Source organism: Streptomyces sp. NPDC030991 (genome assembly GCF_055571235.1).
Genome location: NZ_JBVIFR010000001.1, coordinates 472,662 through 491,728 on the forward strand (window position 1 = coordinate 472,662; position 19,067 = coordinate 491,728).

Consider the following 19,067-nt stretch of genomic DNA (forward strand, 5'->3'; position numbering starts at 1 on the left):
CGGCGTCACTGGCCCGCGGGCCGCAGGCGCAGGCCCTGCATGCCGCCGTCGACGGCGAGGGCGGCGCCGGTGGTCGCGCCGGAGAGCGGGCTCGCCAGGTAGGCCACGGCGCCCGCGACCTCCCCGGCGGAGACGAGCCGTCCGGTGGGCTGGCGGGCTTCGAGGGCGGCACGCTCGGTGGCCGGGTCGTCGGCCTTGTCGAGGAGCCGGCCGACCCATGGGGTGTCCGCGGTGCCGGGGTTGACGCAGTTGACGCGGATGCCTTCGCGGATGTGGTCGGCGGCCATGGCGAGGGTGAGGGAGTACACGGCGCCCTTGGACGCGGAGTACAGGACGCGCTGTGGGAGTCCGGCGGTGGCCGCGACGGAGCAGGTGTTGACGATCGCCGCGTGGCCGGAGTCGCGCAGGGCGGGCAGGGCGGCGCGGGTGACTCGGACCATGCCGATGACGTTGACGTCGAGGACGCGGTGCCATTCGGCGTCGTCGTTGTCGGCGACGGTGCCCTGGGCGCCGATGCCCGCGTTGTTGACCACGATGTCGAGTCCGCCGAGGTCGGCGACGGCGGCGGCCACGGCGGCCCGCACGGTCTCGTCGTCGGTGACGTCGGCGGCGTATCCCCGCAGCGGTTTCTCCAGGGGGGTGATGTCGCGGTCGAGGACGGCGACGTCGGCGCCGCGCGCGACGAGCAGGTCGGCGGTGGCGCGGCCGATGCCGGAGGCGCCGCCGGTGACGAGGGCCTTGAGCCCGGCGAAGTCCTGGAGGCTGTCGGTCATGCTGCGGCTCCGTTCGTGTGGGGTGCTTCGTGCGCGGCCAGGTCCTTCGCCCAGAACTCCCCGTCGGGGTAGGTGAACTCGGCGATCGACTCCGGCCGCATGGTGGCGGAGAAGCCGGGCGCGGTCGGGGCCGTGTAGTGACCCTCGCGCAGGACCACGGGGTCGAGGAAGTGGTCGTGCAGATGGTCGACGTACTCGATGACGCGGTCGTCGGTGGTGCCGGTGAGCGCGACGTAGTCGAACATCGACAGGTGCTGGACGAGTTCGCAGAGGCCGACGCCGCCCGCGTGCGGGCAGACGGGGACCCCGAACTTGGCGGCGAGCAGCAGGATCGCGAGGTTCTCGTTGACGCCGCCGACGCGGGCCGCGTCGATCTGCAGGATGTCGATGGCGCCGGCCTGGAGGAGCTGTTTGAAGACGATGCGGTTCTGCACGTGCTCGCCGGTGGCGACCTTGACGGGCCCGACCGCCCGGCGGATCGCGGCGTGGCCGAGGATGTCGTCGGGGCTGGTGGGTTCCTCGACCCAGTACGGGTCGAACTCGGCGAGTGCGCGGGTCCACCGGATCGCCTCGTCGACGTTCCAGCGCTGGTTGGCGTCGATGGCCATGCGGATGCCGGGCCCGATCACCTCGCGGGCGGTGCGGCAGCGGCGGATGTCGTCGGCCAGGTCCGCGCCGACCTTCAGCTTGATCTGGGTGAAGCCGTCGGCGACGGCCTGCCGGGCGAGGCGGGTGAGCTTCTCGTCGGAGTAGCCGAGCCAGCCGGGCGAGGTGGTGTAGCCCGGGTAGCCGCGCTCCGTGAGGCGGGCGGTGCGCTCCGCCGCGCCCTCGCGCCCGGACCGCAGGAGCTCCAGGGCCTCCTCGGGGCTGAGCGCGTCCGCGATGTACCGGAAGTCGATCTGCCGTACGAGCCACTCGGGTTCCGCGTCGGCGAGCAGTCGCCACAGCGGTTTCGCGGCCCGCTTGGCGGCGAGGTCCCAGGCCGCGTTGACGACGGCGCCGATCGCCATGTGCATCACGCCCTTCTCGGGCCCCAGCCACCGGAGTTGGCTGTCGCCGATCAGGTCGCGGTTGAGGCTGCCCGGGTCGGCGCACAGCTCGTCGAGGGGCCGGCCGACGACGTGGTGGCGCAGTGACCTGATCGCGGCGACCTGTACGTCGTTGCCGCGGCCGATGGTGAACGTGAAGCCGTGCCCCTCGTGTCCGTCGGCGGCGTCCGTGCGCAGCACGACGTACGCGGCCGAGTAGTCGGGGTCGGGGTTCATGGCGTCGGAGCCGTCCAGTTCGCGTGAGGTCGGGAACCGGATGTCATAGGTGTCGACCGCGGTGACGCGCGGGCTGGTTGCGGGCACGGGATGCCTTTCGGGCAGGGGGCCGCCTCGGCGGCCGGGGTGGTGGCGTCCGGCGGGGATCAGTCCTGGGCGCGGCCGGTGGTGACGCGGGCGATCATCAGGGCGAGGAGGATGATTCCGCCGTAGATGGCCTGGATCCAGAAGGACGGCACCTGGGCGAGGGTGAGCAGGTTCTGTACGACGCCGAGCAGCAGCACACCGGTCAGCGCGCCGAACATGGTGCCCTTGCCGCCGTCGAGGCTGATGCCGCCGATGACGGCCGCGGCGAACACCGTGAAGATCATGTTGTTGCCCTGGTTGGCGCTGATGGCGCCGACGTAACCGGTCTGCATGATGCCGCCGACGGAGGCGAGGACGCCCGCCACGACGAACACGCCGAGCATGACGCGCTCGACGCGGATGCCCGCGGCGCGGGCGGCGTCGGCGTTGCCGCCGATCGCGTACAGGGCGCGGCCCACGCGGTGGTACTTGAGGATCAGTCCGGCGACACCGAACGCGACGGCGGCGAGCCACACCGACATGGGGATGCGCAGGAACGTGGTCGTGGCCAGGGAGAAGAACGAGTCGGGCATGCCGAACAGGGTCTTGCCCTTGGTGGCGCCGACGAGCAGGCCGCGCAGCACGATGAGCATCGCCAGCGTGACGATGAAGGCGTTGAGCTTGAACTTGACGACGAGGACCCCGTTGAAGGCACCGATGAGGCCGCCGACCACGAGGATCGCGAGGATCGCGAGCACGGCCGGGAACTCGGTGCCCCAGCCCGACTGGGCGACGGGCAGCACCAGCAGGGCTCCCACGGCCGGGGCGATGCCGACGACCGATTCGAGGGACAGGTCGAACTTGCCGGTGATCAGGACGAGGGACTCGGCCAGCACGACCATCGCGAGGGCGGCGGACGCGCCGAGGATGGAGATCAGGTTGCGCTCGGTGAAGAAGGAGTCGTTGACGACCGCGCCGAGCACGAGGAGCAGCAACAGGGCGGGTACGAGGGCGAGTTCACGAGCGCGGCGCAGCAGGACACTCTTCGCGGCGCCGGCCCCCGCGGGGCGTGCGGGCGTCTTGGTGGCCGGGGCCGACGGGGCCCGGGTGTCAGCCATGGTGGGCTCCTTCTTTCGGCCCCTCCGGCGATCGAGGAGCGGGGTCCGGGGCGGGGACCCGTGGCGTGAGGTCAGTCACGGGCCACCCCCTCGATGGAGGCGATCAGGTCATGGTCCGACCAGCCCGCGGCATGCTCCGCGACGACCCGGCCGTGGAACAGCACCAGCACCCGGTCGCAGCGGCGCAGGTCGTCGAGCTCGTCGGAGACGACGAGGACCGCGGTGCCGTCGTCGCGGGCGCTGTCGACGCGGCGCAGCAACGACTCCTTGGACTTCACGTCGACGCCGGCCGTGGGGTTGATGAGGACGAGGAGGTGCGGGTCGGAGGCGAGCGCGCGGGCCATGACGACCTTCTGCGCGTTGCCGCCGGAGAGGTCGGAGACGGGCTGCTCGGGGCCCTCGGCGTGGATGTCGAGGCGTTCGATGAGGTCGCGGGCGAAGCGGCGCTTGCGGTCGGTGCCGACGAAGCCGTAGCGGCCCAGGCGCCCGAGCACCGTCATCGTGGCGTTGTCGCCGATGGACATGGCGGTGACGAGGCCCTGGTCGTGGCGGTCGCGCGGCACGCAGCCCACCCCGGCGGCGAGCGCCGCCGACACGTCACCGAACGGGAGCGCCCTGCCGTCCAGCCGGGCGGCGCCCGAGGCCGGTGTGTGCAGGCCGGCCAGGGACTCGGCGAGGGCGACCTTGCCGCTGCCGCTGGACCCGGCGAGGCCGACGACCTCGCCGCGGCGCACGGTCAGGTCGACGTCCCGGTAGGTGTCCGAGGTCAGGCCCTGGACGTCGAGGACCACCGGGGCGTCCACGCCGTCCTGTTCCACGACCGCCTCGGCCGCCGCCGCCTGCTCGGCGATCACCTCGCCGGCCATCGCCTCGACCAGTGCGGGGCGCGGCAGTTCGGCGACCGGCGCCGTGGTGATCCAGCGGGCGTCGCGCAGCACGGTGACCGTCTGGCAGACCTCGTACACCTCCTGGAGGTGGTGCGAGATGAAGAGGAACGTGACGCCGGATTCCTGCAAGGCCCGCATGCGGGCGAAGAGGCGCTCGATCTCCCGGTTGTCGAGCTGAGCGGTCGGCTCGTCGAGGACGATGAACCGGGCGCCGCCGCTCAACGCGCGGGCGATCTCGACCATTTGGCGGTCCTCGACCTTGAGGTCGGCGGTGCGCGCGCCCGGGTCGACGCGGATGTCCCAGGTGTCGAGGAGCCCGGCCGCCTGCGCGTGCAGCTTCTTCCAGCTGAAGAAGCCGTGGCGGGCCCCGGGCTGCCGGTTGATGAACAGGTTCTCGGCCACGGTCAACTCCGGTACGACCGTGGGTTTCTGGTAGACGCAGGCCACCTTGGAGCGCCAGGCGTCCCGGTCGCCGAGCGGCGGCGCGGGTTCGCCGTCGAAGAGCAGGGTGCCCGCGTCCGGCGCCTGGAGGCCGGTGAGGACGGTGACGAGGGTGGACTTGCCCGCGCCGTTGCGGCCGACCAGCGCGTGGGACTCGCCCGCGCGCACGGTGAGCCGTCCGTCGGCGAGGGCGACCGTGGGCCCGTACCGCTTGACGATGCCCTCGGCTTCCACCAGCGGGGCCGACGAGGCTGTGGTCGGCGTCATTTGACCGTGTTTCCCCAGAGCTCGGGGTCATCGACGTTGTCCTTGGTGACCAGCGGTGCGGGCAGCTGGTCCTCCAGGATGCCGCTGGGCAGCCTGACGATCTTTGAGTCGTGGTCCGTCGGGCCCGGCTCGAACGTCTTCCCCCGCATCGCCGCCTTGATGTAGTACATGCCGTACTTGGCGTACGTGTCGGCGGGCTGGGAGACGGTCGCGTCGATCTGGCCCTTGCGGATGGCGTCGAACTCCTGCGGGATGCCGTCGTTGGAGACGATCGCGATGTGCCCGGCTTCGCCCGCCGTCTTCAGCATGCTCTTGGACTTCAGGGTCTGCAGGGTCGGCGCGAGGTAGACACCGCCCGCCTGGAGGTAGATGCCCTTGATGTCGGGGTTGGCGTTGAGGAGGGTGTCCAGCTTGGAGGCGGCGGTGTCCGACTCCCACTTGGCCGGGATCTCCAGGACCTTCAGCTTCGGGTACTTCTGCTTGACGCAGTCACGGAACGCCTCCGAGCGCTCGCGTCCGTTGACCGACGCCAGGTCGCCCATGATCTGCACGACCTTGCCGGACTCCACCTGCTTGCCCAGGTACGTACAGGCCTTCTCGCCGTACGCGACGTTGTTCGCGCGCACGACCATGGCGACCTTGCCCTTCTCGGGCGCCACGTCCACGGCGACGACGGGGACGCCCTTGCGCTCGGCCTGGTCGAGCCCGGCGGCGATGGCTGCGCTGTCGAGCGGCGCCACGACGAGTCCCTCGACGCCCTGGTTGAGCTGGTTGTTGATGTCGGTGATCTGCTGCGACGGGTCGCTGTTGGAGTTGACCGTCTTCAGCGCGTCCACCTCCTCGGACTTCGCCATCTTCGGCACGTAGTCGTTGTACGACTGCCAGAACGGCGAGGTGAGCAGGGGCAGGATCACGCCCACCTTGCCCTTGCCGTCGCCGCCTCCCCCGCCCGCCGCGCCCGACGTGTCGTCCTTGGTGCTGCCGCACGCGGTGAGGGCGAGGGCGGCGCACCCCAGCAGAGCCGCCGTGCGCAGGGCTGCCGCTCTCGAACTCTTCGCGCGCTTCGTGGTGCCATTCATCGGACCGCTCCTCGGCTCCGGACGTCATGGGCTCGCGGCCGGGTCCGCCGTCCCGATACCTGGCCGCGCCGGAATATTTATCAGACCACTTCGCTCCTCCAACACCCTTCGGCGCCAACTTCTTGCGGATTTACAGGCCCGAGACCCCCGAAAGGTCCGACCACCTGTCTAGTGGTCGGACCACATCGCTGATTAGACTGCACCGCATTCGGCAGTGGGACCCGCACTCGGGAGGACGCCATCGTGGAGCAGACCGCCCCCCAGAAGGGCACCGTCACGGCGCGGGCGATCGAGCAGATCAAGGCGATGATCGGCGGCGGCCGCCTGGAGCCGGGCCAACGCCTGCCCACCGAGCGGGACCTCGCCGTCCAACTGGGCATCTCCCGCAGTTCGATGCGGGAGGCCATCCGCGCCCTGACCGTGCTCGGGGTCCTGGAGGCGCGGCACGGCTCCGGCATCTACGTCACCCAGCTGGAGGCGGGGGACCTCCTGGAGACGTTCGGGGTCGTCGCGGATCTGTCGCGGGGTCCCCGGCTCGTGGAGCTCCTGGAGATCCGCCGCATCCTGGAGTCGACGGCGACGGCGCTGGCCGCGGCGCGCATCACCCGGCCCCAACTCGCCGAGGTCGAGGAGCACTTGGCGGCGATGGAAGCCACCGACGACCCCGAGGAGATCCTCTCCCACGACCTCGCTTTCCACCGGGCGATCGTGGCCGCGGCGGGCAACGACACCATGGCCGCGATTCTGGAGGGGCTCTCGTCGCGCACGTTCCGGGCGCGGGTCTGGCGCGGCTACCAGGAAGAGGGCGCGTTCGAGCGGACCCGGCGCGAGCACTCCCGTATCCACCGGGCGCTGGTCGCCCGCGACCCGGAGGCGGCGCGGGCCGCCGCGGCGGCGCACGTCGGCGAGGTGGAGGAATGGCTCCGGTCCCAGCTGGACTGAGCCAGGGCCCCGGCCCCGCGCCATAAGCCTTGCCCCCTCACCCGACTGCGGCCCGGCGGAACCTGATCGCGCAGTTCCCCGCGCCCCTCAAAGGTGGTATGTCGGACGCGCCACCGTCGTGGCTGGTCGCGCAGTTCCCCGCGCCCCTGAGATGCGCACTTCGTGCGCCATCTCATGGGGGCCTGGAGCTGCGGCGGAGCCGCTTGCTTCAGGGGCGCGGGGAACTGCGCGAGAAGCCCCACCGGGCCCGCGGGCACCCATGCGACCGGCGGAGCTACGGCGCGGCCGCCACCAAAGCCGCCACCAACAACTCCAACGCGGCTTCAAAGGAACTCCCGCCCATCAACGGCAAGTGCCCCCGCACAGCAGCAAGTTCGGGATACCCCGCCGCCGGCAACCCCGCATACACCCCACCCCAGGCCAAGTCATCCGCCCCCCTCCGCTCGACCGGCAGAGCCAAGTGCGCCGCGTCCAACGCCGCATGCCCCAACACCGTGTCGATGAACGCCGCGTAATACCGCACAGCCGTCTCGTCGTCGAACCCCGCCCGCCGCAACAACCCGATCCCCGTATCGACGGCCCGGAACTCGTTGAGGCGTCGCGTCACCCGGTACGCCGCCATCGCGGCCACCCTCGGATGCCTCCGGTAACCCGCGTGCACCCGCAGCGCCATCTCGCACAGCGCCTCCGCCCACGGCATCCCGTCCGGCTCGAAGCCGGCCTGGGCCTCCCCGATGATCCGGTCGGCGAGCGCGAGCAGCAGGTCGTCGGTGTTGTGGAAGTACCGGTACAGGGCGCTCGGATCGCAGCCGAGCGCCGCGCCGAGCCGCCGCACGCTCAGCGCGTCCGGCCCGTGCTGCCCCACCAGCCGCAGCGCGCAGTCGACGATCACCTCCTCGGACAGCACCACGCCCGACCTGGCCGGTCTACGGCGCCGCCGCTCCACCGGAACACGCCCTTCCACCACTGCACCCACTCCTTCGGCCGACCCGTCCCACCCTTATGTCAACACCATTGACGCAACGCTGACAAGGCCGGTTTGATCGCAGCCTCCTCGCCAACGCCTCGCCGAACCCCGCCCGTCCCCGGTCCCAGGAGCCTGCCCATGAGAAGCGATCCCCCAGCTCTGCGCCGTTCCCTCGGTGTCGTCGACGGTGTCGCCATCGCCGCGTCCAGCACCGCCGCCACGACGAGCATCGGCATCGGAATGGGGGCACTCGCCGCGACGGTGGGCCTCCAGTCGCCGGCCGTGCTGCTGGTCGCGTTCCTCCCGATCCTCGGCATCGCCACCGCGTACGCGCGGCTCAACCGCGACGAGCCGAACATGGGCAGCGGATACGTGTGGGTCGCCGCCTCGCTCGGCCCGTGGCTCGGCTTCCTCACCGGCTGGGTCACGCTCGTCGGCACCGTGATCTTCATGGCGTACACGAGCGCGGTGACCGGCTCGGTGTTCCTTCAGTTCGCCAACAAGGCACATCTGCATACGCTGTTCGGCCTCGACCTGGATCCGAACTCGACGGCCCTCAGCACGGTCGTGGGGCTGGTGGTCCTCGCCGTCGTCACCGTCACCGCCGTCACCGGTGTCCGCAAGGCGACCCGGTTGCAGGCGTGGCTGCTGGTCTTCGAGTACGCGGTCCTGCTCGGGTTCTGCGGCTGGTGCCTGGTCACCGGGGAGCACGGCTTCCAGTGGTCGTGGCTGAACCCGTTCGCCGTGCACGACGGCACGGCGTTCGCGCAGGGCCTGGTCCTCGCGGTGTTCTTCTTCTGGGGCTGGGACGCCGCGTTCAGCGTCACCGAGGAGACGAAGGACGTCCGGGACGTGGGCCGCGGCGGCTTCATCGCCCTGTTCACGATGCTCGCGCTGTTCCTGTACGGGTCGGTGGCCTTCCAGCGCGAGATGTCGCTGCCGGAACTGATCGAGCAGGGGCCGGGGGCGCTCACGTACCTCGGCGCGAAGCTGGCCGACGAGCCGGTCGCGAGCCTGCCGCTGCTCGCGCTGCTCTTCTCCGCGGTGGCATCGCTGCAGTCCAGCGTCATCCCGACCGCGCGCGGCCTGTACGCGATGGGTAGGGACCGCACGATGGGCCGGGTATGGACGCGGATCAGCCCGCGCTACGGATCCCCCGCCCTCGGCACGGTGCTCGTCATGGCCGTCGCGGCCGGCGTCGCGCTGCTCGCCCTCGCCATTCCGAAGCTGAACGAGATGATCCTCGCCGCCGTGAACTCGATCGGCCTGACAGTGGCCCTGTACTACGGCCTCACGGCGCTGGCCTGCGCCGTCCGGTTCCGCTCGGCCTTGCGCACCGCACCCCGGCAAGCGCTGCGTTCGGTGGTCGCGCCCGCGCTCAGCGCGCTGGCGCTGCTCGGCGTCGGCGGCTACCTCGCCCGGGACTACGCCACGATGAGCGACCACTTCGAACTCAGCCCGGACAACGGCTGGTTCATGCTGTCCGTGCCCGTGGCCGTCGTCGGGTCCGGGCTCGCGATGGCGGCCGTCGCCAAGTACCGCCGTCGCTCCCCGTACTTCACGACCCGGCGCGGCACCGACACCGACACCGACACCGGGGCCGTCCCACCGACCGCGCTCGAAGTCCCGTAGCCCCGAAGTCCCGTAGTCCCGTAGTCCCGAAGTTCCGAAGTTCCGTAACCCCCTTACATATCGCAGGAGTTGCCGCTCATGTCCGACACCGCATCCGCCGACCTCGTCCTCACCGGCGGCCCGGTCCACACCGGCTCCCCCGCCCGGTCCCGCGCCACCTCGGTCGCCGTCCGCGGTGAACGCGTCGTCGCCGTCGGCCACGACGAGGTACGCGCGCTGATCGGCCCGCGGACCGATGTCGTCGACCTGGCGGGCAAGCTGCTGATCCCCGGGTTCCAGGACGCGCACATCCATCCGGTCGGCGGCGGCATGGAGATGGGCCAGTGCGACCTGAGCGGGGCGACGACGCTCACCGCCTACCGTGATCTCATCGCCGCGTACGCCCGCAGCCGTCCCGGGCCGGAATGGATCACCGGCGGCGGCTGGTCCATGGAGGCGTTCCCCGGCGGCCTGCCCACCGCCGCCGAGCTCGACGCGCTCGTGCCGGACCGGCCGGTGTACCTCGTCAACCGCGACCATCACGGGGCCTGGGTCAACTCCGCGGCCCTGCGCCGCGCCGGGATCGACGCCCGCACCCCCGACCCGGACGACGGCCGGATCGAGCGGGACGCCACGGGCACGCCCACCGGCATGCTCCAGGAAGGCGCGGCGAACCTGGTGGGAAGGCTGCTGCCGCCCTCGACGCGGGAGGAGCGGATCACCGGGCTGCTGCGCGCGCAGGAACTGCTCCACTCGCTCGGCGTCACCGCCTGGCAGGACGCGCTGCTCGGCTCGCACGCCAATCTCACCGACCCCACGGACGCGTATCTCGCCTGCGCGGACGAGGGCCGCCTCACCGCACGCGTGGTGGGCGCGCTGTGGTGGGACCGGGCGCGCGGCATCGAGCAGATCGAGGAGCTGCTCGCGCGGCGGGCGGCGGGCACCCGCGGCCGACTGCGTTCGACGACGGTGAAGATCATGCAGGACGGGGTCGCCGAGAACGGCACGGCCGCGCTGCTGGCCCCCTACCTCGACGGATGCGGCTGCCGGACGGACAACAGCGGGATCAGCTTCGTCGCGCCCGGGGACCTGAAGAGGTACGTCACCGCGCTCGACGCCCACGGGTTCCAGGTGCACTTCCACGCGCTCGGCGACCGTGCCGTGCGCGAGGCCCTCGACGCCGTGGAGGCGGCGCGGCAGGCCAACGGCTGGACCGACACGCGGCCGCACCTCGCGCACCTCCAGGTCGTGCACCCCGACGACATCGGACGGTTCCGGGCGCTCGGCGCGAGCGCGAACATCCAGCCGCTGTGGGCGGCACACGAGCCGCAGATGGACGAGCTGACCATCCCCTTCCTCGGCCAGGAGCGGACGGCCCGGCAGTACCCGTTCGGGGCGCTGCTGCGCTCGGGCGCGACGCTGGCGGCGGGCAGCGACTGGCCGGTGAGCAGCCCGGATCCGCTCCAGGGCATCCATGTGGCGGTGAACCGGATCGCCCCGGACGCGCCCGCCGGGACGCCGGTGTTCCTGCCCGAACAGCGGATCGGGCTCCTGGACGCGCTCACCGCGTACACGGCGGGCAGCGCGTACGTGAACGGGCTCGACGCGGAGACCGGGACGATCGCCGCGGGCCGGCTCGCGGATCTGGCGGTCCTGGACCGGGACCCCTTCGCGGGCCCGGCCGAGGAGATCGGCGCGACGAAGGTGGAGCAGACGTTCGTGGGCGGCCGGCGGGTGTTCGGCTGACCCCTCGGCGGTTCGGGGCCGCGGGGCGGGGAAGTCCCTTCGGCTCAGGCGCGGTGCAGGGTCCAGGTGGTGGGGGTCCGCTGGTCCGGCGGGTTCTGCGCGAGCCGGCCGTCGGAGTCGGCGTTCAGCGTCATACGGGTGATGGCGTTGGTGAGGAGGAAGCCGCCCTTGTCCGCCGTGAGCTGCCAGCGCTGGAGGGTGTTCTTGGCGTCGCACGTCTCCCAGGTGACGGCGGATCCCGGCTCCAGCGGGACGTTGAGCGTGAGCTTCCCGGCGCGCGTCTCCAGGCAGGCACCGGCCGCGTTCCTGAGCGTGGCGTAGCCGTCGGCGGTGCGGGCGACGCGCACCTGGGCGGGGGCCGTGCGGTGGCCGCGGTCGGTGAGCGTGTACGTGCCGTCGGCGAGCGGCACCCGGGTCAGGTCCCGCACCCCGGGGGCGTGGCCGACGGCGTCGGCGCGGGCGGTGAACCCGGCGAAGTCGGCGTCCGGGTGGGGCGCGCCCCAGGTGGCCTGGGCGATGTGGTTGAGCGGCAGGAAGGCGGCCGTGGCGACCTCGTTCTCGGTCTCGCCGCGCCCGTTGTCGGGCCAGAGGCTGATCTTGGCGCCGGTGATGCCGTCCCGCGACGCGAGTTTCTCGCCCTCGAAGCTGCGCGGGTCCCACCGCTCGTCGTACAGCTTCTCGGTGTCGGAGTGGAAGCCGCCGCGGATGACGTAGAGGGAGTAGGCGGCGTTCATCACCGGGTGGCCCTGCGCGATGAGCCGGCTCGGCTTCACGCTCACGTCCAGCCAGTGCTCGACGGTGGTGCCGGGTTTCACGGGCACGGTGTTGGCGCCGGTGAGTCCGTCGTTCCAGATGCGCAACCGCTTGCCCTTGCTCGCGGCGTACGCCTCGACGCGGTCGACGAAGTCGATGAAGGCGTCCTGCGGGGTGGCGTCCGCGCCGTACCGGGCGCGGGCGTAGGCGAGGACCTGCGGGTACTTGGCGAAGTCGGAGCCGAGCATGTACTCGTCGGCGCCCATGTGCCACCAGGTGGCGGGGAACACCTCGCCGTACTCGTCGATGAGGCTCTTGTAGTAGGTGAGGGCCTCGGGCTTGGTGATGTCCAGGCGCGACGGCTGGGCGTTGCCGTCGGTGTCGACGAGCTGGAGGTCGGGCCGGTCCTGGATCCAGGGGTCCATGTGGCCGGGCGAGTTGATCTCCGGGACGATCGTGACGTGGTACTTCTCGCCGAGGGCGACGAGGCGGCGGATCTCGCTCCGGGTGTAGTAGCCCCAGGAGTTGGCCTCCGGGTGGGCGTCGCTCTTCACCTTGAGTTCGAGGAGGAGCTGGTTGAGCTTGTGGTACGCCATGTCGCGCACCAGGTTCTCCAGCCAGTCGGTGGAGATGTGCACGTAGCAGGCGCAGACGCCGACGCCGCGCTCCTTGTACCGCGGCACGTCGACCGTGCGGCCCGCGGGTATCCGCGTGCTCTGGGCGAGGAGTTGCAGGAGGGTGCGGGTGCCGTAGAAGGCGCCGGTCTCCGCGGCGCCGGTGATCTCCAGGCGCCTGCCCGCGGTCAGCTCGTAGCCTTCGGCGCCCAGTCGCTTCTCGCCCGTGTCCACGTCGACAACGATGTCACCGGTGTGGGACGGGCCGCCCGTGACGGAGACGGTCCCCTTGCCCGCGGCGCGCAGGTCGTCGGCGAGGGTGTGGGCGACGCGGCGGGACGCGGCGTCGTGGGCGACGAGCCGGGCTCGGGAGGAGTACGCGTAGGCGCCTTGCGCGGGCTGCCAGTCGGTGACGGCGGGGACGGTGCGGGGTACCGCGGGCGCCGGGTCCGCGTGCGCGGCGGAGAGCGGTGCGGCGGTCAGCATCAGGGCGAGCGCGGCACCGGCGAGTCGCGGTCCCCGCCGCCCGGAGGGCATTTTCGTACGGAACACGGTCAACATGACATCCGATGATTCGCGAGCGGAAGGAAAGAGTCCATGGATAAACCCGGCGGATGCTTGGACATCCGCCGGGACAGACCCGATGACCGGGCGCGGTGGCCCTGCGCGTCCTAGGGCCTGTCTGACAATTCGCGTCGTCGCCCGAAGGGCGGCTCCGCGGCGTCTGGTGCGTGCTCTCGGCGGGCCGGGTGCGAGGCCTCGTACTGGACGTACTTGGCCTGGTGCCCGGTGCGGCGAGAGTGCGTGCCAGGCGTCGTGGGGCAGACGGGAATTGTCAGACAGGCCCTATCGGCCGCGCCACTCCACCTTGAAGACCCAGACGTGCTCGCCGGCCCGGCGGGCCGCGGCGGGCACGTCGATCACGAACGCCCCGCCCCGCACGGTCCAGTTGAGCGGCCGGTCGTGGCCGAGCATCGTGACCTTGTCGCCGGGCCGCACCGGCACCGGCGCCTCGACGATGAGCTCGGCGCCGGGTTCGGCGAGCGAGTGGATGTAGAACGCCTGGTTCGGCCGGACGGTGAACCGCAGGTCATCGCCGAGCTGCGCCATCCGCGACCAGTACGTGGTGGCGTAGATCGCCTCGCCGTTGGTCCGCAGCCAGTGGCCGGTCTCGCGCAGCCGGGTCTGCATGATCTCCGGGATGGTGCCGTCGGCGCGCGGCCCGATGTCGAGCAGGAAGTTGCCGTTCTTCGACACGATGTCGACGAGGCTGTGCACGACCTCCTCGGTGGACATGTACTTGTCGTCCGGGGTCTCGGCGTTGTAGCCGTAGCTGAACGGGTCGAGGCCGCGGCTGGACTCCCATTTGGCGACGACCGTGTTGTCGTACGTCGTGTACTCGGGCGTCGTGAAGTCGTGGAAGCCGATCCCCGAGCGGTTGTTGACGGCGACCTCCAGCGGTTTCGCCCGGTTCTTGCCGTGGTTGAAGTACTCGGCGAGGACGTGCACCGAGTCGTTGGCGCCGCCGATGTCGCACCACAGCAGCTGGGTGTCGTAGTCGTGGACGAGCTCCAGCATCTGCCGGGCCTGGAACTCCTTCACGTAGTCCTTGCCGGCCGTGTAGCCGGTGTAGGGGACGGGCTCCAGCGTGTACGGGTTGCGCGGCGCGTGGCCCATCCACGGACTGTCCGGGTTGAACCACTCGGGCATCGAGAAGTACAGGCCCCGGTGGAGTTCGGGCGCGTACCGCGCGGAGGCGTCGAACAGCGCCTTGACGAGGTCCCTCCTGGGGCCCATCTTGACGGCGTTGCGGTCGCACAGCTTGGTGTCCCACAGGGCGAAGCCCTCGTGGTGCTTGGACGTGAGGACGTGGTACTGCGCGCCCGCGTCACGGAACAGCTCGACCCACGCGCGCGGGTCGAACTTCTCCGCCGTGAAGCGCGGGATGAAGTCGTCGTAGGCGAAGTCCTCGCCGTAGACCTCCTTGTGGTGCGCGTACGTCGGATTGTTCGGGTCCTGCATCTGGTCCCAGTACCACTCGGCGTACTGCTTGCCGACCGGCGCCCACGCGGGCACGGAGTAGACGCCCCAGTGGATGAAGATGCCGAATTTGGCCGAATCGAACCAGTACGGGGCCTGGTGCCCGGAGAGCGACGCCTCGGTCGGCCGGTAGTCGGGCACTCCGAGCGTCAGTTTCCGCCCGACGGTCGCGGCGCGCCGCCCGCGCCCCGAGGCGATCACCCTGCCGTCCTGCACGGTGCCGGGCGCGATGCCGCCCCGGTTGCGGATGCCGACGCGGACGCGGGCCTGTTCGCCGGGGGCCAGCCACTTCACGCGCGCGGGTTCCACCGTGCGTGCGCCGGGCACGTCGACGCCGATGGTGAGGGCGTCGGAGGCGAGGACGGCGACGGTGCCCGCGTTGACGACGGTGGCCTCGACGCTCTGCGCGCCGGACCCTTCGAGGAGCGAGAAGGTGGAGTGCGCGTCGCGCAGCGCCAGCGCCCGCCCCTCGGCGGCCGGTTGCAGGGTCAGCGCGAAGACGTGCAGGGCCGTCCTGTTCTCCTCGGCGGGTGCGAGCGCCGGCAGCGTGATCGCGACGGCCTCGCGTCCCGCGTCGAGTGCGATCTCGCTGACGCCCATGCCGACGGCGTGCTCGTCCTTGGTGCCGTCCGGCGTGTAGCGGTAGGGGGCGGCGACGGTCCGGCCACCCGCGTACCAGTCCGGGGCGCTCAGACCGGCGGTTGCCGTGGACCCGTCGGCGTAGTCGACGGTGACCTGCCCGGACGCGTCGCCGTAGCTGCCCGCGGCGAGGAACAGGGCGGACAGGTAACGGCCCGGGGGCAGTTCGAGGCGCTGGCCACGGGCGACGACGTTGTTCTTCGCGTCCGCGGCGGAGGACGGGAACGCGAAGGGCACGCCGTCGACCTCCAGCCGTCCGGCGGGCAGTTCCTCGCCGGGGAAGGTGTAGCCGCTGCCGTCGAAGCTGCCGCCCCGGGCGGCGGCGGTATCGATGCCGTCGTTGTCGAAGTAGGCGTCGAGCGGCACCGGGACGGGCGCGGGGACGGTGCCCCAGTCACCTCCGGCGATGTCCGGCGACGCCGCGGCGGCCGGGCCGGCGGCCGTCCACGGCAGCGCGGTCGCCGCCGCCACGACGGCCGCGGCTCCGAGGACCTGACGTCTTGGGTACGCACTCATGCACAGCACTCCCTGAAGCGGCTCGGCTTTGCATTCATCGGAGGTCTGATGATGCTGGCGCACACCAAAGTCGTCAATGGGCCGCGCAAGGACGAGAGTTGAGAGAAGCGACCCGATGACACCCGCATGCGGGGGCGGACCTTCCGTGCGGGGGTGGGGCCCCGCGGGTCCACGGGTCCGGACATACGTGCGCCCGCACCCCCGGACCTCCGGGGATGCGGGCGAACGGCCGGGACGGGGCCGCGAGCTCAGTCGACGCTGGGCAGGATGTGCGGTTCGGCGAGGTCGTCCTCGTACCCGGCTAGGCGGATGGGGGCCGACCGGGCCCAGACATCGAGGCTGCCGAGCTTCTCCGGCCGTCGGCCGGCCCGCTCCGCACGTTCCTTCGGTCGTTGGTCGCGATTCGTCTTCTCTGGTGTCACCGCGCACTCCTTGTGTGTCGGGTAACCCGCTCCGGCTGACCGGCCCAGCGTCGCGCGGGGCACCGGACGCCCGATCGGGCTTGAGTAGAGGGCCAGTTCGGGCGCGGTGGCGCCGGTGTCGCTGGTGGGATCGGCCGTGGTGACCGACCTCTCCCCGGACGGCTCCATGGGTACGGGTGGGACCCACGTGCGGTAACCGTCCGGCTACAGAGTAACCAAATGAGCGAGGGTCCGCTCGATGGGGCTGAAACCCGGACGTCCCGTGGGGGTCGCCGGGTGTTCATTCAGCCACGCGGACTCGGCCCACGCGAGCGTATTTCCGTCGCGCGGGCGTACTCCCTCAGGTCCGGCCGGGTGCTTCGTCCGCTCGGCCCCTCACGAGGTCGGCGCGGGCCGGTTCGTGTCGATGCTGCGGCCGGGCTCGTCGGCCGGTCCGGCCGAGGGGCGCGACGTGGCGTCCGGCGAACCCGTGGGCCGGGCGGGCGCCGGGGCCGGCGGCACCTGGCCGTTCGGCGGGGGCGGGCCCGAGGGGCTGGCGGTCGCGGCGCCCGCCGCCTCGTTCGCGATGCCGTCGAAGTCCACGTCGCCGGTGTTCTCCAGCATGGTGATGTGGTCGAGCACCGTCTGGTTGGCGTCGGTGGCCAGCTCACGCACCAGGGAGTTGCGGGTGGTGTGACGGACCTGGGCGACGAGCGCGAACACCTTGCCGTGCGAGTCCCGCAGCAGATTGGCGAACTTGCGCTCGTACTCCTTGCCGCTCGCCGCGGACATCTCGTTCAGCCAGCCCTGCTGCTGCGCCGACGGCTGGTTCGGGAGCTCCACCCCGAGCCTCCCCGCCACCGAGCGCACCCGCTGGTCGAGATCGGTGTGGCCGACGACGAGATGGTCCCCCGCGTCCCTGACCGCCTGGGTCGGGGCACGCTCCATGGCCTGCTGGCCCGCCGGTATCTCCCAGAGCCCGGCGAGCCTGACCTTGACGAGGAAGTCCCGGTCCGTCGCCGACAGCGGACCCCACTGGGTGGCGACGGTGCTCGCGTCCAGGTTGGCCTGCCCGGTGCCCGAGCGGTCGGCGTACGACCAGATCGGGAAGGCCAGGGCACCGAGGGTGGCGACCAGAGCGGCGAGGATGAGGGTGGTGCCGTTGACGCGACGCAAGCAGTCCTCCCGGAGACCGACGTCAACCCGCACGGACGGCGGGCTACTTGGTGGTACGGGAAGATACGGGTGTGGCGGCCGCGGTGTTCAGCTCCTCGCTGGGTTCGCCCTGCCCCGTCACGGTGCGTACGCGCCGCGGCGAGCGCGCCGGGCGATGAGCGTTAACGCCCCGTTGTCCGCTGCGTCGCGTTCCGGCCCCGTCCCCATGGTCTGCTTCCCGACAGCCAGCGCCTGAGCTTCGGGAGGGATCGGTCATGGAACGCGTCGAGCTGCGCACCGTCGAGGAGCTGATGGCGGCGCTGCACGCCTGCCGGGGCACGTGGGACACCCTCGACCGCAGCGGCGACCCGGTCGATCTGCACGATCACGCGCTCCAGACCGCGGCGCTCCTGCGGCGCGGCCGCCCCAGCGACAAGGAGTTGCAGGTCGCGGGCCTGATCCACGATCTCGGGCACCTCCTGCGACCCGGCGACGACGCCGGGCACGCGGACCGGGCCGCGGACGCGGTACGCGGGCTGCTCGGGGAACGGGTGGCGCGGCTGGTACGCCTGCACGTCCCGGCCAAGCGCTACCTCACCGCGGTCGAGCCCGGCCGGGCCCTGTCGGAACAGAGCGCGCTGACGCTCGGCGCGCAGGGCGGCCCGATGACGCCGCAGGAGGTCGCCGCGTTCGAGGCCGACCCGCTGGCCGAGGACGCGGTGGTGCTGCGCCAGGCGGACGACGCGGGCAAGGTGGTGGGGCTGGAGGCCGGGGTCCTGGAGGACTGGCGCCCCGTGCTCGAACTGGTGGCGGCCAGGAACGTAACTTCCGCGCGCAGTCGCTGACTTCATGCTGCCCCTCGCGATTCCTGCACCACCAGAGCACAGTTGACGCATCGTCAGGCATGGGCCGGCCATGAGACGGTACGCGCATGACTACGCGCCCCGCCGCACCGCGCGCCCTCGACGGCAGGGCGGCCGTCGTGACCGGTGCCTCACGCGGCATCGGCCGGGCCGTCGCCGAGGAACTGGCCCGCGCCGGGGCCGCGTTGTGCGTGACGGCGCGCGACCCTCGCGGCGTGCGGGAGACGGTCGCGGCGCTGCGCGCGCAGGGCGCCGACGCCGTGGGCGTGGCGGGCTCCGTCGCGGACCCGGCGCATCTGTGGGAGGTGACGGAGCGGACGATGGCCGCGTACGGCCGGGTCGACGTCGTCGTGAACAACGCGGCGACGAACCAGCCGTACGGCCCGCTCATGGACGCCGACGCGGACGCCTGGCGCACCGCTTTCGCGGTTAACGTCGAGGCGCCGCTGCGCCTGGTGCAGTGCGCGTGGCGGGCGTGGATGGGCGAGCACGGCGGCGCCGTCGTCAACGTCTGCACCGAGGGCGCCGCCCACGTCGGCCCGAACGTGGGGGCGTACGGCACGAGCAAGGCGGCGCTGCTGCATCTGACGGCTCAACTGGCGGGCGAGCTGGGCCCGTCGGTGCGGGTCAACTCGGTCTCCCCCGGCCTGGTCCGCACCGAGATGGCCCGGTTCGTATGGGAACGGGCGGAGGAGGCGGTCGCGGCCGGGCTGCCCAGCGGCCGCATCGGGGAGCCCGGGGACGTCGCGCGCGCCGTGCGCTGGCTGGTGTCGGACGAGGCGTCCTGGATCACGGGCACGGACCTGCTGGTGGACGGCGGCACGCGGGTGCGGGCCGCGGGGCTCGCCGCGACGGGCTCCGCCGTGCACGAGCGGCTGCGCACGAGCGCCCCGGATCCCGACGACCCCGACGCCTGACCCCGGC

At 71.9% G+C, this 19,067-nt stretch carries 15 protein-coding genes; 5 read left to right on the forward strand and 10 right to left on the reverse strand.

What is annotated here, in order from left to right:
* Window positions 1-5 precede the first annotated feature (5 nt).
* The 5 genes from ACZ45E_RS02315 to ACZ45E_RS02335 all read right to left on the reverse strand — a co-directional run bounded on the left by ACZ45E_RS02315 (window position 6) and on the right by ACZ45E_RS02335 (window position 5,896).
* Window positions 6-773, reverse strand: coding sequence for an SDR family NAD(P)-dependent oxidoreductase (locus tag ACZ45E_RS02315; protein ID WP_468215430.1), 768 nt, complete (start codon window positions 771-773; stop codon window positions 6-8).
* Complete coding sequence (locus ACZ45E_RS02320) at window positions 770-2,125, reverse strand: L-fuconate dehydratase (RefSeq protein WP_468215431.1); 1,356 nt, start codon at window positions 2,123-2,125, stop codon at window positions 770-772. Before ACZ45E_RS02320 ends, ACZ45E_RS02315 begins: the two co-directional genes overlap by 4 nt.
* Window positions 2,126-2,184: 59 nt before the next feature.
* A complete protein-coding gene (locus ACZ45E_RS02325; protein WP_468215432.1) occupies window positions 2,185-3,222 on the reverse strand; it encodes an ABC transporter permease in 1,038 nt (345 codons plus the stop codon).
* 71 nt (window positions 3,223-3,293) lie between these two features.
* The gene (locus ACZ45E_RS02330; protein ID WP_468215433.1) at window positions 3,294-4,817 is read right to left on the reverse strand and encodes a sugar ABC transporter ATP-binding protein; all 1,524 of its coding nucleotides are present in this window, start codon (window positions 4,815-4,817) and stop codon (window positions 3,294-3,296) included.
* Window positions 4,814-5,896, reverse strand: coding sequence for a sugar ABC transporter substrate-binding protein (locus ACZ45E_RS02335; protein ID WP_468215435.1), 1,083 nt, complete (start codon window positions 5,894-5,896; stop codon window positions 4,814-4,816). Before ACZ45E_RS02335 ends, ACZ45E_RS02330 begins: the two co-directional genes overlap by 4 nt.
* 243 nt (window positions 5,897-6,139) lie before the next feature.
* On the opposite strand from ACZ45E_RS02335, the gene ACZ45E_RS02340 reads away from it, so the two are divergent.
* The gene (locus ACZ45E_RS02340) at window positions 6,140-6,838 is read left to right on the forward strand and encodes a FadR/GntR family transcriptional regulator (RefSeq protein ID WP_468215436.1); all 699 of its coding nucleotides are present in this window, start codon (window positions 6,140-6,142) and stop codon (window positions 6,836-6,838) included.
* 274 nt (window positions 6,839-7,112) lie between these two features.
* Here ACZ45E_RS02340 and ACZ45E_RS02345 read toward each other — a convergent pair whose 3' ends face one another.
* Complete coding sequence (locus tag ACZ45E_RS02345) at window positions 7,113-7,802, reverse strand: TetR/AcrR family transcriptional regulator (protein ID WP_468216020.1); 690 nt, start codon at window positions 7,800-7,802, stop codon at window positions 7,113-7,115.
* A gap of 141 nt (window positions 7,803-7,943) precedes the next feature.
* Here ACZ45E_RS02345 and ACZ45E_RS02350 point away from each other — a divergent pair, with 141 nt between their 5' ends.
* Both ACZ45E_RS02350 and ACZ45E_RS02355 read left to right on the forward strand, forming a co-directional pair.
* Window positions 7,944-9,437, forward strand: coding sequence for an APC family permease (locus ACZ45E_RS02350; RefSeq protein WP_468215439.1), 1,494 nt, complete (start codon window positions 7,944-7,946; stop codon window positions 9,435-9,437).
* Window positions 9,438-9,515: 78 nt separating this feature from the next.
* Window positions 9,516-11,162: an amidohydrolase gene (locus ACZ45E_RS02355; protein WP_468215440.1), complete on the forward strand. Its 1,647-nt coding sequence runs from the start codon at window positions 9,516-9,518 to the stop codon at window positions 11,160-11,162.
* Window positions 11,163-11,206: 44 nt separating this feature from the next.
* Here the strand turns inward: ACZ45E_RS02355 and ACZ45E_RS02360 are convergent, their stop codons facing one another.
* The 4 genes from ACZ45E_RS02360 to ACZ45E_RS02375 all read right to left on the reverse strand — a co-directional run bounded on the left by ACZ45E_RS02360 (window position 11,207) and on the right by ACZ45E_RS02375 (window position 17,301).
* Window positions 11,207-13,090, reverse strand: a complete 1,884-nt coding sequence (locus ACZ45E_RS02360; RefSeq protein WP_468215443.1) for a family 20 glycosylhydrolase — start codon at window positions 13,088-13,090, stop codon at window positions 11,207-11,209.
* A gap of 285 nt (window positions 13,091-13,375) precedes the next feature.
* Window positions 13,376-15,724: an alpha-L-fucosidase gene (locus tag ACZ45E_RS02365; protein ID WP_468215445.1), complete on the reverse strand. Its 2,349-nt coding sequence runs from the start codon at window positions 15,722-15,724 to the stop codon at window positions 13,376-13,378.
* A gap of 248 nt (window positions 15,725-15,972) precedes the next feature.
* Window positions 15,973-16,146: a hypothetical protein gene (locus ACZ45E_RS02370; protein ID WP_468215448.1), complete on the reverse strand. Its 174-nt coding sequence runs from the start codon at window positions 16,144-16,146 to the stop codon at window positions 15,973-15,975.
* Window positions 16,147-16,521: 375 nt separating this feature from the next.
* Window positions 16,522-17,301, reverse strand: a complete 780-nt coding sequence (locus ACZ45E_RS02375) for a DUF4142 domain-containing protein (protein WP_468215450.1) — start codon at window positions 17,299-17,301, stop codon at window positions 16,522-16,524.
* Between the two features lie 254 nt (window positions 17,302-17,555).
* On the opposite strand from ACZ45E_RS02375, the gene ACZ45E_RS02380 reads away from it, so the two are divergent.
* Window positions 17,556-18,125 carry an HD domain-containing protein gene (locus ACZ45E_RS02380; RefSeq protein ID WP_468215452.1) on the forward strand — a complete coding sequence of 190 codons (570 nt, stop codon included), beginning with the start codon at window positions 17,556-17,558 and terminating at the stop codon, window positions 18,123-18,125.
* Between the two features lie 86 nt (window positions 18,126-18,211).
* Window positions 18,212-19,060 (forward strand): SDR family oxidoreductase, encoded by an 849-nt coding sequence (locus tag ACZ45E_RS02385; RefSeq protein ID WP_468215455.1) that lies wholly within the window; start codon window positions 18,212-18,214, stop codon window positions 19,058-19,060.
* Window positions 19,061-19,067 lie beyond the last annotated feature (7 nt).

Bases quoted from the DNA above. Each gene is read 5' to 3' on its own strand.
- ACZ45E_RS02325 (WP_468215432.1), bottom strand. From the start codon at position 3,222: ATGGCTGACACCCGGGCCCCGTCGGCCCCGGCCACCAAGACGCCCGCA.
- ACZ45E_RS02350 (WP_468215439.1), top strand. From the start codon at position 7,944: ATGAGAAGCGATCCCCCAGCTCTGCGCCGTTCCCTCGGTGTCGTCGAC.
- ACZ45E_RS02330 (WP_468215433.1), bottom strand. From the start codon at position 4,817: ATGACGCCGACCACAGCCTCGTCGGCCCCGCTGGTGGAAGCCGAGGGC.
- ACZ45E_RS02315 (WP_468215430.1), bottom strand. From the start codon at position 773: ATGACCGACAGCCTCCAGGACTTCGCCGGGCTCAAGGCCCTCGTCACC.
- ACZ45E_RS02380 (WP_468215452.1), top strand. From the start codon at position 17,556: ATGGAACGCGTCGAGCTGCGCACCGTCGAGGAGCTGATGGCGGCGCTG.
- ACZ45E_RS02365 (WP_468215445.1), bottom strand. From the start codon at position 15,724: ATGAGTGCGTACCCAAGACGTCAGGTCCTCGGAGCCGCGGCCGTCGTG.
- ACZ45E_RS02335 (WP_468215435.1), bottom strand. From the start codon at position 5,896: ATGAATGGCACCACGAAGCGCGCGAAGAGTTCGAGAGCGGCAGCCCTG.
- ACZ45E_RS02385 (WP_468215455.1), top strand. From the start codon at position 18,212: ATGACTACGCGCCCCGCCGCACCGCGCGCCCTCGACGGCAGGGCGGCC.
- ACZ45E_RS02355 (WP_468215440.1), top strand. From the start codon at position 9,516: ATGTCCGACACCGCATCCGCCGACCTCGTCCTCACCGGCGGCCCGGTC.
- ACZ45E_RS02360 (WP_468215443.1), bottom strand. From the start codon at position 13,090: ATGTTGACCGTGTTCCGTACGAAAATGCCCTCCGGGCGGCGGGGACCG.